Source organism: Amycolatopsis keratiniphila subsp. keratiniphila, from assembly GCF_001620365.2.
Lineage (GTDB): Bacteria > Actinomycetota > Actinomycetes > Mycobacteriales > Pseudonocardiaceae > Amycolatopsis > Amycolatopsis keratiniphila.
This window is the reverse complement of sequence record NZ_LQMT02000014.1, coordinates 93,147-105,145: the sequence shown is the minus strand read 5'-3', so window position 1 is coordinate 105,145 and position 11,999 is coordinate 93,147. Positions and strand designations below refer to the sequence as shown.

Below are 11,999 nucleotides of genomic sequence, written 5' to 3'. Positions count from 1 at the left end.
AGGATGCGGCCCGTGACCATTGAACGCCACCATCCGCCCGGTCTGCACCCCACACCCACCTACCACCACGTGACCATCGTCGAAGGCCGCAGAGACGTCCACCTCGCCGGCCAGTGCCCGCTCACCGAAGACGGCAAGGTCGTCGAAGGCGACGTGCTCGCCCAGGTCGACCAGGTCGTCGCGAACACCGCCGCCGCGCTCGCCTTCGCCAAGGCGACCCCGGCGGACGTCGTGCGCACGGTGATCTACGTGGTCACGCCGGACGCGGACGTGCTCTCGGCCGTGTGGGACCGGTTCGTCGAGTCGGCGATCGGGGAGGCCTTCACCACCGCGAGCACCCTGCTCGGCGTCGCGCAGCTCGGCTACCCCGGGCAGCTCGTCGAACTCGACGTCACCGCCGCCACGGCCTGATCTGGTGGGTCGTGAGTGGCGTTTCGGGTTCTAGCCCGAATCCCCACTCACGACGCCGTCGCCGCCATCGGTCAGAGACCGGCCATGATGTCGGTCTCCGTGATGCCCGGACCCTGCCCGGCACGGATGAACCACTCGACGCCGAACGCCTGCGCGAAAGCCTCGTCGGGCATCGCCAGGAAGAACGAGTCCTCGCTGATCTGGCTGGCGTGCGCGCGCATGGCGGCCCGCTTGGCCGGTAGGTACGCGGTGACGTCGACCCTCGCCGTCAGGATCGCTTCCGGCTTGCCGAACTCGGAACCGTCTTCGAAATCGGGAAGGTCCTCGGCCTTCATCTGCCCGGTCCGCACCGCTTCCTCCATACCGCGGCGCATCTCGTCACTGTTGCTCGTCGCCTCGTAGACCCGCGGCGTGCCCGCCAGCTCGGCCGCGCGCATCCCGACGCGGTGCACCTGGATGTGGTCCGGATGCCCGTAGCCGCCGTTGTCGTCGTAGACGGTCAGGACGTCGGCCTGCTCCTCGCGCAGGATCGCGGCCAGCCGCTGCGCGGCCTCCTCGACGTCGGCCTGCCAGAACGTGCCGGGCACGTCGTTGCGCGGCTCGCCCATCATGCCGGAATCGGTGTACCCCAGGAACTCCACGCGCTTGGCCCCCAGGACCTCGGCGGAGGCGTGCGTCTCCTGGACGCGGCGCTGCCACAACTCCTCTCCGTCGTCGAGGAAACCGTCCGGCACCTCGCCGACCTCCCCCCTGGTCGCGACGACGAGCACGACACGGTGACCTTCCTCGAAGGCCTTGCGCATGACGCCACCCGCGACGATGCACTCGTCGTCGGGGTGGGCGTGAAAACTCACCAATGTGGCCATGGTGGGGAAACTACCGGGAGGCACCGACATATTCCGGCGCTCGGCCGCCTCAGGCCGGGAAGGTCCGCCCCAGGAACTCCAGTGTCAGCGCCCAGGCCGCCGCGGCGGGCTCCGGCTGATGGAACATCGGCGCCACGTGGTTGTGGAACGCGTGCCCCGCGCCCTCGTGGATGTGGATCTCCGCCCCGTCGTGGGCGGCGACCGCGTCGGCGAGGCGGCGCACGCCTTCGACGGGGATGTACGGATCCGCGCCCCCGAACTGGAACTGGATCGGGCAGGTGATCTCGTCCAGCAGCGGAAGCTGCTCGGGTACGCGCGAGCCGTAGTACGAGACCGCGACGTCCGGGTCGCCTTCGGCGGCGGCCGCGTAGGCCATCGAGCCGCCGAGGCAGAAGCCGAAGACGCCCGCGCGGCCGTCGGTTTCGGGCAGCGCGCGCAGCGTCGCCAGAGTGGCGAGCACGTCGGTGACGGCGCTCGCCGGGTCCAACTGGCCGGCGACGGCCATCGACGCCGAGACCCCGGCTTCGTCGTGCGTGGCCGACCAGCCGGGCGAGATCCGCCAGAACAGTTCGGGCACCGCGACGACGTAGCCGAGGGCGGCCAGGTCCGCGGCGACCGACTTGAGGTAGTCGTCGAGGCCGAAGATCTCCTGGATCAGCACCAGGCCGGGGCCGGAGCCGGATTCGGGCAGCCAGAGCGGGGCGTCGAACGAGCCGTCGGCGACGATCACCTTGGTCATCGGGGTCCTTCCAGTGCGCGCACGAGGCAATCCGTCACGAGGGCGGCCTGCGTGCCGTCGGGGTCGAGGTCGGGATCGAAGATGGTCAGCTCCAGCCCGGCGGCGCCGGGGATCACGAGCAGGCCGCGGAGCAGCTCGACGAGCCTGTCCGGGCTGAGCCCACCCGGATCGGGACTGTCCACAGCGGACACATATTCCGGGTCGAGCGTGTCGATGTCGATGTGGATCCAGAAACCGTCCAGTGGCGCGAAAATCTCCCGGGCGGCGGCGAGCGCGCCGTCGGTGCCGGACGCCATGATCTCCTGGCTGGTCACGACCCGGAGCCCGGCGTCCCGTGCCTCGGCGGATTCCTCCGCGCGAACGCCGAGCACGAGAACGTCTTCGTCGCGGACGTAGGGCTTCAGACCGTCCACATCGGCCAGTTCCGGTTGGCCCCTGCCGGTGACGACGGCGAGGGCTTCACCACCCACGTTGGCGACGTATTCGGAATTGCCGAGATGCCGGAAGTCGTCGTGTCCGTCGAAGTAGACGATGCCGTAGCGGCCTTCGCGACGCAGCGTCAGCATCGCGGCGAGCGCGATCGAGCAGTCGCCGCCGAGCACCACCGGGAAGCCGCCGTCCGCGCGGATCTTCGCGAGCCGTCCGGCGAGGGCCGCGGTGTAGGCCGCGATCCCGGCCGCGTTCCGCACACCGCTCCCGGGTGACCAGTCGGGCAGATACCGCGGCGGGGTGACGACGCCGCCGTCAGCCGCCCCCAACCGGGTGAGCAGGCCGTGGTCACGCAGCGCGCCCGGCGCCTTGTAGCAGCCCGGGACCACACCTTCGGCGGGCGGCCGCAGCCCGAGGTTGGACGGCGCGTCGAGCAGTACGAGATTCCCCATGGTCACACCGTAGTAGCGATGTCTGGTGCCGCGCCGTCCGTCCCTTTAGGTTGATGGGACGGACGGAGGAGGCCCCATGGCGGAGCGGACCAAGTACATCCTCGACGAAGCGGACATGCCGACCCGGTGGTACAACGTCGTCCCGGATCTGCCGGAGCCGCCGCCACCGCCCTTGCATCCCGGCACCCGCGAGCCGGTCGGCCCGGACGATCTCGCGCCGCTGTTCCCGCAGGCGCTCATCGCCCAGGAGGTCAGCACCGAGCGGTACATCGACATCCCGGAAGAGGTCCTGGACGTCTACCGGCTCTGGCGTCCGTCGCCGCTGTTCCGGGCGCGGCGGCTGGAGAAGGCGCTCGGCACCCCCGCGCGTATCTACTACAAGTACGAGGGTGTCAGCCCGGTCGGCTCGCACAAGCCCAACACCGCCGTGCCGCAGGCGTTCTACAACGCGGCGGAGGGTGTCACCAGGCTGACCACCGAGACCGGCGCCGGGCAGTGGGGGAGCGCGCTCGCGTTCGCCTCCGCCACCTTCGGGCTCGAATGCGAGGTGTGGCAGGTCCGCGCCTCCTACGACCAGAAGCCGTATCGCAAGCTGATGATGGAGACCTTCGGCGCGAAGGTGCACCCGAGCCCGTCCGAGCTGACCGAATCCGGCCGCGCGATCCTGGCCGCCGATCCGGACTCGACCGGGAGCCTCGGTATCGCGATCAGCGAGGCGGTCGAGCAGGCGGCGCAGGCGGAGAACACCCGCTACGCGCTGGGCAGCGTGCTCAACCATGTGCTGCTGCACCAGACGATCATCGGTGAAGAGGCGCTCAAGCAGTTCGAGCTGGCCGGGGACACCCCGGACGTCCTCGTCGGCTGCACCGGCGGCGGGTCCAACTTCGGCGGGCTCGCCTTCCCGTTCCTGCGCGAGAAACTCGCCGGGCGGATGGATCCGGTGATCCGCGCGGTCGAACCGGCCGCCTGCCCGACGCTCACCCGCGGGAAGTACGCGTACGACTTCGGGGACACCGCCGGGCTGACACCGCTGCTGAAGATGCACACGCTCGGTCACGACTTCATCCCCGACCCCATCCACGCCGGTGGCCTGCGCTATCACGGGATGTCACCGCTGATCTCGCATATCTACGAACTCGGGCTGATCGACGCGATCGCCATCGGGCAGGAGGACTGCTTCGCCGCCGGTGTGCGGTTCGCCCGTACGGAGGGCATCATCCCCGCGCCCGAGCCGACGCACGCGCTCGCCGCGTGTATCCAGGAAGCTTTGCGGTGCAAGGAAACCGGGGAGGAGAAGGTGATCCTGACCGCGTTGTGCGGGCACGCGCACCTCGACCTTCCGGCGTACGGCGCGTACCTGGCGGGGAACATCTCGGATCACGCGCTGCCGGATGAGGCCCTCGAGAAGTCCCTCGCCGGCCTCCCGTAGCCCCAAGTCGGTTGCTATGAACGGGCCGTTCCTTGCAAAATTTGCAAGGAACGGCCCGTTCATAGCACGCGGTGGGCGGGTCAGCCGGTCACCTGATAGCCCGAAGTCCGGTTCCGCCCGGTGTTCTTCGCCTCGTAGAGCGCCCGGTCCGCGACGGCGAGCACCGTGTCCAGATCGGCGACCCCCGGCCGGTCGGCGAGCCCGATCGACACCGTGACGTGCTCGGGAAGGTCACCGGCGCGCGACGCCACGCTCGACCGGATCCGCTCCGCGATCGCGTGGGCGTGCACGGCGGGCGTGCCGGGCAGCAGGACGACGAACTCCTCGCCACCGAAGCGCCCGACCAGATCCGTGCCGCGCACCTCGGTCCGCAGCGTTTCCGCGATCGCCGCCAGATACCGGTCGCCGACCAGATGCCCGTGCCGGTCGTTGATCAGTTTGAATCGGTCGACGTCGACCATCAGCAGGCTCGTGTGCCGCCCCGCGCGCCGCGCGCGGTCGAGTTCGTCGGTCGCGGCCTCACACCACGCCTTCGCGTTGAGCAGCCCGGTCTTGGCGTCGCTGCGCGCCTGCCGTTTCAGCTGCCGCAGCAGGACCCCGCGATGCAGCACCAGCGTGATCCCGACGACCAGCAGCAGCACCACCGGCCAGTCCCGCAGCGCCCACGCGACGATGACGCCGAGCGCGATCGTCGCCGCTTCGAGCGCGTACTCGAACGGCTTCGCCAGCGCGTCCCGCAGCCGCTCGTGCGGGGTGCCGTAGTACACCGCGATCGTCATCAGCACGGTGTTGACCAGCAGGAACACCCCGCCCGCCGCGACCACCGAACCGAACGAGGAGGCGTCGCGGGGGAGCACGTCGAACGGCTCCGCGTACCGGGCGAGGAATGCGGCCGCGGCGAATCCCGAGAGCACCGTCGCGGAGGCGGAGAACATCCGCCGGAACAACGGGTTCGGCTGCCCGCGGAACCAGCGGTAGAAGAACGACACGGCGATGACCAGCGCCGCGAGCGCCGGGTGCACCAGCAGTACGGCGGCGAAGGTCCACACGCTGTCGAGTGAGATGTGCGGCGTGCCGGCGAACCGCTCCCGGACCCGCTCCACCGGACGCGACAATTCCGTGTACAGCACGGAGCTGAGGATCAGGATCGCGAAGGGCAGCCCGTCGCCCTCGGTGAACGGGACGCGGAGAAATGACCAGGCGGATCCGGCGATCGCCGCGACGTCCACCAGGAGGACGAAGCCGATCAAACCACGGTTGGGTAGCCGCCACAGCGCCCAATTCGTTAGCGCCACGGAGACGAACGTAATCGGTTGGATACTAGGTGTCACTACGCTGTATGGGTAGGCGTGGGTGCACCACGCGTGACCGGGAGCGGGAAAGCGGAGGGGGTGAGCCCTATGCGCGGGCAGAACTGGTGAGTACCGGGTTCCGGTCTAAAGGGGGTGCGGTGGGGCCACGTGGCGCCAAGCCCGGGTGGCCGGAACAGCCACTACGAGACCGGCGAGTGCGATGACCGAGACCGTCGTCGCCGGTGAACCGAGCACGCCGACGAGCAGGCCGCCGGCGATCAGCCCGATTCCCTGCACGGCGATGAGCCCCGACCCGGCGAGGCCGAAGGCCTGGCCTCGTTCGGTGTCGGGTACCAGCCGCATGAACGTGGTGCTCGCGGTGACCTGGTAGGCCGCGCACATCCCGGACAGCACGAGGAGTCCGGCGGCGTAGGGTAGCGAAGGCCGGAACCAGAACGCCGCGAGCGGCACGATCGCACCGAGCGCCAGCGCGCCGACCAGGCGCAACCGGAGCTCGGGCCGCACGAGGCGGCCCAGCACGAACACCCCGAGCACGATCCCCGCGGGATGCGCCGCGAGCAGCAGCCCCGCGGTCACCGCCCCGCCGCCGATCTCCGCGGCGTAGGGCACGGCGAGCCCTTCCGGCACGATCACGAAACCCGCCAGCCACGCCAGGCCGACCAGCGCGCGCAACCGGCGATCACGCCAGATCGTCCTGGCGCCCGCCGAAAGCCGCCGCAGGGTCGACGTCGCCGGTCCGCTCGCTCCCGAAGCCGGCCGCGCGCGGACCCCCAGCCGCACGACGATGGCCGAGACCGCGAACGTCACCGCGTCCAGCGCCAGCCCGCGTCCCGGCCCGATCGCGGCGATCACCACGCCGCCCAAGGCGAAACCGGCCAGCTGACCGATCTGGTTGGTGATCTTCAGCAGGGACTGGCCGAGCACGTAGGAATCCCCGCTGAGCACCGACGGGAGGACCGCGGCCTGCGCGGCGGTGAACGGAGCGTTGGCCAGCTGCACCACCACCAGCACGGCGGCGAGCACGGGCAACGGGATACCGGGGACGGCGAGCACCGCGACCAGGAGCGCGCGGACGACGTCGGAGCAGACCATCACCGCGCGGCGCGGGTACCGGTCGGCCAACCCGCCGAGCAACGGCCCGCCGATCAGATCGGGGAGGTACGTGAGCGCGTACGTCAGCGCGGGCCACGTCGCCGAACCGGTCCGCTGGAACACCAGCACCGACAGGGCGACCCTGGCCACCTGGTCGCCGAGGATGGATTGGAGTTCCGCGAACCAGATCGCGCGCAGTTCACCGACCGCGAGGATCTGCCGGAAGGTCGCCTTGGAGTCCACGAGGTGACCACCCCCCCGCCCCGGTCGAGTGAGTCACTCAGCGTACCGCTCCGGGCGCGGGTGGTGAACCCTCGAAGCGCGTGAAGGCCTCCTTCCCTCGGCTCAGCCGAGGGAAGGAGGCCTTCACGCGCTAGGAGCTACTCAGTGCCGCAGGTGATCTTCGGCTGCGGGTTGTAGTGCACGTTCCGGGTGTGGCGCCGGATCTCGCGGCCGGTCGAGGCGTCCTTGATGACCCGGGTGTCCGACGTGGTGAAGCCGGGCGCGCCGTTGCTGGGCTTGCAGTTCTCGGCGGGGCCGGGTTTCGTCGGCGGCTCGGACGGGTTGGTGCGGCCGCCCGGGATCGATTCGACGGTGTACTTCTTGGTGCCCCACAGCCGGATCGTGATGTCCGACGGCGTCCAGATGGTCTGGATCGCGACACCGGTGTCCGTGTCGTTGGTGAACTTCAGGTCGATCACGCTGCCGCCGTTGTGGTTCTGGAACACGGTCGCCTCGCGCGCGGCCGGGTAGCGGCTGATGTAGTAGCTGTGTTCCTTGTGCTCGGTGTCCTTCATGCCGGCGAAGTACGAAGCGTTGTACAGCGTGGTCGCGAACTGCGAGATCCCGCCGCCGACCTCGCGGCCGGGCGCGCCGTCCTTGATGACACCCGCCTCGACGTAGCCCTGCGCGGCGCCGCGCGGCCCGGTGAACCCGTTGAGGCTGAACGTCTCGTTCGGCTTCACGATGGCGCCGTTGACCTTCTGCGCCACGACCCGGATGTTCGTCCCCGAGTCCGGCGCGAACCCGCCGGTCTTGAACTCGCTGACGACCTCCTTGATGCCGAGCTGGTTCGCCTGCTCGGTGGTCACCTTGGCCGGGGTCTTCTTGTAGGTGACCGGCAGCTCACGCGGCGCGGCGCGCTTGAGCACGTCGAGCACCGGCTTGAGGCTCGGCTCCCAGTCGACGACGTTGGCGTCCTCGGAGGGCTGGACGGTCGGCTTGCCGCCTTCGAAGACGATCTGCGCGTCCTTGCCCTCCTTTTCGGTGGACTTCAGCTGCGGGCCCGCGGCCTCGATGATCTTGTTGTTGTCCACCTTCGGGTTCAGCACGCCGCCGTCGACGGGCTCGAAGGTCAGCGCGGCCGCGATCTGCTCGGGTTTGACGACCGCGTCCTTGCCCTCGCCCTTGACGACCATCGGCGCCGCCACGGCGGGCTTCGCGATCTGCTCGAGGGCGGCGTGGACGGCCTCCGCCGAGACCTTCACCGGGGTCTGGGTGACCGGGAGCGTCAGCGGTTCGCCACTGGCCCAGCGCTCCAGGATGGTCTTCTTGGCGGCTTCGAGGTCGAGCTTCTGCCCGGTCTTCGGCTCGACCGCGATCGGCTTGGCCTCCTCGAAGCGCACGGTGCCCTCGACGGGGTCGCGGTCGACCTTGTCGCGCAGGTTCTCCAGCGCGCCGGTGAGCTTGGCGTCGTCGGTCTGCGTGACGACACCGACCTCGGTGGTCGAGAAGAACGACGCGATCCGCGTGAACGGGTTCAGTGGCTGGTCGCCCGCCTGGTCCAGGGTGGCGGGCCAGTCGAGGCGCAGGCCGGCGTTGTTCGGCGCCAGCGACTCCTCGGCGTCGCCCGCGACGACCTTCACCGGCCGGGTCAGCCGCGGCTCGATACCGCCACGGAGCTCCTTCTCGGCCGCCGTGCGGTCCATCCCGCCGACGTCGACCCCGGCGACGGTGACGCCGCGGGGGACGCTGCCCTGGGAGACCAGCACGTCGAGGGCGTACGCGACGACCAGCAGGCCGAACACGCCGCCGCCGATGAAGGCGGCCTTGCGGTAGCTGCGACGGCGCTTCGGTGGCGTGGGCTCCTGCGGCGTGGCAGACTCCGCGAACCCGGGCGTGACGACCGGGAGAATGTCCGTCTGCTCAGCGTGGGACTCGGGCCAGCGCGGTTCCTGCGGCAACTCTCCACCCTCCACGGTCCGGCGAGCGCCGGGCTTCGTGATCGAACGTCCGGGCCTTCCACACGTTCCGGACGTACGTTCAAGATACGGGGCGCGTTTTGTGAGCCTGCAACTCGCCCGGTTGGGTGATCGGGTCACTCCGTCGGGTGGTCACTGGGCGTCAGGTTCCGGGTTTTCGCCCACTCTGGCGAGAAAGTCGAAGTCACAGCCCTCGTCGGCTTGCGTGATGTGTTCGGCGTACAACGCGCCGTAACCCCGTTCGTACCGCGGGGCGGGCGTGGTCCACTCCGCCCGGCGACGTTGCAATTCCGCATCATCGACGTCGAGGCTCAGTCGTCGCGAAGGTACGTCCAAAGTGATCGGATCGCCGTCGCGGACCAGCGCGAGCGGCCCGCCCACATGGGATTCCGGCGCGACGTGCAGCACGCACGCGCCGTAACTGGTGCCGCTCATCCGCGCGTCGGAAACGCGGACCATGTCACGGACGCCCTTGGCCAGCAGGTGATCCGGCAGCGGCAGCATCCCGTACTCGGGCATTCCCGGGCCGCCGAGCGGGCCGGATCCGCGCAGCACCAGCACCGAGTCCTCGGTGATGCCGAGCGAGGGGTCGTTGATGCGCTTCTTCAAGTCCCGGTAGTCGTCGAAGACCACCGCGGGTCCAGTGTGGACGAGCAACCGGGGCTCGGCGGCGATGTGCTTGATCACCGCCCCGGACGGCGCGAGATTCCCGCGCAGCACCGCGACTCCTCCTTCGGTGGCGACAGGGTTGTCGCGCGTGCGGATGACGTCGTCGTCGTGCACCCGCGCCGAAGCCAGGTTCTCGCCGAGTGTCCGGCCGGTCACCGTCACCCGATCGGTATGCAGCAGGTCGGTCAGCCGGGAAAGCAGGCCGGGAAGCCCGCCGGCGTAGTAGAAGTCTTCCATCAGCCAGTCGCCGCCGGGCCGGATGTTCGCCAGCACCGGGACCCGGCGCGCGATCGCGTCGAAATCGTCGACGGACAACGGGATCCGCCCGCGTCCGGCCATCGCGATCAGATGGATGACGGCGTTGGTGGAGCCGCCGAGCGCCAGCACGGTGGTGATCGCGTCGGCGTACGCGCGCTCGTCGAGGATCTTCGTGATGGTGAGGTCCTCCCACACCATCTCGACGGCACGCGCGCCGCTCGCCGCGGCCATCCGGTGGTGCGCCGAATCGACGGCGGGGATCGACGCGGCGCCGGGCAAGGTCAGCCCGAGTACTTCGGCGACCGACATCATCGTGGACGCGGTCCCCATCGTCATACAGGTTCCGGGGGAACGGGCCAGCCCACGCTCCAATTCGGACAGTTCCTCGTCGCCGATCAACCCGGCCCGCTTGTCGTCCCAGTACTTCCACATGTCGGTGCCGCTGCCGAGCACCTCGTTCCGCCAGTGCCCGCGCAGCATCGGCCCGGCGGGTACGAAGATCGCGGGCAGTCCCGCGCTCGTCGCGCCCATCAGCAACGCCGGCGTCGTCTTGTCGCAGCCGCCCATGAGCACCGCGCCGTCGATCGGATAGGACCGCAGGATCTCTTCGGTCTCCAGGGAAAGCAGGTTGCGGTAGAGCATCGGCGTCGGCTTCTGGAACGTCTCGGACAGCGTCGCGACCGGGAACTCCAGCGGGAATCCGCCCGCCTGCCACACCCCGCGTTTGACCTATTCGGCCCGCTCGCGCAGATGCATGTGGCAGGGGTTGATGTCGCTCCAGGTGTTGAGGATCGCGATGACGGGTTTCCCGAGGTGTTCCTCCGGGTTGTAGCCGAGTTGCCTGCTGCGGGCACGATGGCTGAAGCCGCGCAGCTCGCCGCCGCCGAACCAGCGATGGCTCCGGAGTTCCTCGGGGTTCCTCATGTCCGCGAGTATGACATCTCATATATGATCGGCCCATGTCTTCGACCTTCAGCCTGCCCGCTTCACGGACCGAAGTGGTGCTCGACGAGATCCGCCGCGGCATCCTCACCCGGGAGTTGAAGCCCGGCCAGCCGCTGGTCGAAGCCGAGCTCGCGGCCAGGCTCGGCGTCTCGAAGACGCCGGTCCGCGAGGCGCTCAAGGTGCTGTCGAACACGGGTCTCGTGACGTTCAGCCCGTACAAGGGCGCTTCGGTGTGCGTGGTGGACGCGGAGCTGGCGAAGTCCGTGTACGACGTCCGCATGGTGCTGGAGCCCGAGGCCGTGCGCCGGTCGGTCGAACGCCGCTCCCCGGACCTGCTCGAAGACGCCGCGGAAGCGCTGAAAGAGGCGTCGGCGGCGCTCTCGGACAAGGATCACGCCGCGCTCAGCCTGCTCAACCGCCGGTTCCACCGGGCGCTGTACAGCGGCTGCGGCAATCCGCTGATGGTCTCGATGCTGGACGACCTCAGGGACCGCGCCGCGCTGATCAGCGTGGTCGGCTGGGAGACGAATCCCAGCTGGCGCAAGGAATGGAACGAGCACAAGGCGGTGCTGGCGGCGGCGAAGAAGGGCGACGCCGAAGGCGCGGCCCGGTTGCTGCGCGCCCATATCGGCGATTTCCTGGAGCGGACCCTCGAGACCATCGGAGACGCTTGATGCGGCTGCTGCTCATCGCCGACACCCATCTGCCGCTGCGCGCGAAGGCGCTGCCGGATCAGGTCTGGCGCGAGGTCGACGCGGCGGACGTCGTCGTCCACGCCGGCGATTGGGTCGAGGTCACCCTGCTGGACGAACTCGAAGCCCGGAGTGAGCGGCTCGTCGGAGTCTACGGCAACAACGACGGCGCGGATCTGCGGGCGCGGCTTCCCGAGATCGCGCGGGCGGACCTCGACGGCGTCCGGTTGGCGGTCATCCACGAAACCGGCGGCAAACAGGGCCGTGAACGGCGCTGTGACGACCAGTTCCCGGACACCGACGTCCTCGTGTTCGGGCACAGCCACATCCCCTGGGACACCGTCACACCGAAGGGGCTGCGGCTGCTGAACCCCGGCTCGCCGACCGACCGGCGGCGGCAGCCGTTCTGCACCTATCAGACCGCCGAGATCCGCGACGGCGAATTGCGCGACGTCACGCTGCATGAGCTGCCTCTTCGCCGCTGACGGGGTAGACAGGTAGGC

10 protein-coding genes and 1 pseudogene are annotated in these 11,999 nt (G+C 69.6%); 4 read left to right on the top strand and 7 right to left on the bottom strand.

Annotation, left to right across the window (positions count from 1 at the left end; all coding sequences use genetic code 11):
* Nucleotides 1-12 precede the first annotated feature (12 nt).
* The gene (locus tag AVR91_RS15695) at nt 13-411 is read left to right on the top strand and encodes a RidA family protein (RefSeq protein ID WP_063272729.1); all 399 of its coding nucleotides are present in this window, start codon (nt 13-15) and stop codon (nt 409-411) included.
* A 71-nt stretch (nt 412-482) separates the two neighbouring features.
* Here AVR91_RS15695 and AVR91_RS15690 read toward each other — a convergent pair whose 3' ends face one another.
* From AVR91_RS15690 to AVR91_RS15680, 3 genes are read right to left on the bottom strand one after another with little or no spacing between them, the layout of a single operon-like run.
* Nucleotides 483-1,277 (bottom strand): PIG-L family deacetylase, encoded by a 795-nt coding sequence (locus tag AVR91_RS15690; RefSeq protein ID WP_037346726.1) that lies wholly within the window; start codon nt 1,275-1,277, stop codon nt 483-485.
* A 49-nt stretch (nt 1,278-1,326) separates the two neighbouring features.
* Complete coding sequence (locus AVR91_RS15685; protein WP_063272730.1) at nt 1,327-2,016, bottom strand: dienelactone hydrolase family protein; 690 nt, start codon at nt 2,014-2,016, stop codon at nt 1,327-1,329.
* Complete coding sequence (locus tag AVR91_RS15680) at nt 2,013-2,897, bottom strand: arginase family protein (RefSeq protein WP_063272731.1); 885 nt, start codon at nt 2,895-2,897, stop codon at nt 2,013-2,015. The genes AVR91_RS15685 and AVR91_RS15680 overlap by 4 nt, the downstream gene beginning before the upstream one ends.
* 76 nt (nt 2,898-2,973) lie before the next feature.
* On the opposite strand from AVR91_RS15680, the gene AVR91_RS15675 reads away from it, so the two are divergent.
* Nucleotides 2,974-4,326, top strand: coding sequence for a TrpB-like pyridoxal phosphate-dependent enzyme (locus AVR91_RS15675; protein WP_037346739.1), 1,353 nt, complete (start codon nt 2,974-2,976; stop codon nt 4,324-4,326).
* An 80-nt stretch (nt 4,327-4,406) separates the two neighbouring features.
* Here the strand turns inward: AVR91_RS15675 and AVR91_RS15670 are convergent, their stop codons facing one another.
* From AVR91_RS15670 to araD, 4 genes and pseudogenes are all read right to left on the bottom strand, one after another.
* Nucleotides 4,407-5,621 (bottom strand): GGDEF domain-containing protein, encoded by a 1,215-nt coding sequence (locus AVR91_RS15670; RefSeq protein WP_228709217.1) that lies wholly within the window; start codon nt 5,619-5,621, stop codon nt 4,407-4,409.
* 141 nt (nt 5,622-5,762) lie between these two features.
* Complete coding sequence (locus tag AVR91_RS15665) at nt 5,763-6,974, bottom strand: MFS transporter (RefSeq protein WP_063273822.1); 1,212 nt, start codon at nt 6,972-6,974, stop codon at nt 5,763-5,765.
* A gap of 137 nt (nt 6,975-7,111) precedes the next feature.
* On the bottom strand, nt 7,112-8,914 hold the full coding sequence (locus AVR91_RS15660; RefSeq protein ID WP_063271661.1) for a VanW family protein: 1,803 nt from the start codon (nt 8,912-8,914) through the stop codon (nt 7,112-7,114).
* A gap of 150 nt (nt 8,915-9,064) precedes the next feature.
* Nucleotides 9,065-10,783: pseudogene (gene araD / locus AVR91_RS15655) on the bottom strand (L-arabinonate dehydratase).
* Between the two features lie 35 nt (nt 10,784-10,818).
* Between araD and AVR91_RS15650 the strand changes: the two are divergent.
* Nucleotides 10,819-11,478: a GntR family transcriptional regulator gene (locus AVR91_RS15650; protein ID WP_016332125.1), complete on the top strand. Its 660-nt coding sequence runs from the start codon at nt 10,819-10,821 to the stop codon at nt 11,476-11,478.
* Nucleotides 11,478-11,981 carry a metallophosphoesterase family protein gene (locus AVR91_RS15645; RefSeq protein ID WP_063271660.1) on the top strand — a complete coding sequence of 168 codons (504 nt, stop codon included), beginning with the start codon at nt 11,478-11,480 and terminating at the stop codon, nt 11,979-11,981. Before AVR91_RS15650 ends, AVR91_RS15645 begins: the two co-directional genes overlap by 1 nt.
* The last annotated feature ends 18 nt before the right edge of the window (nt 11,982-11,999 follow it).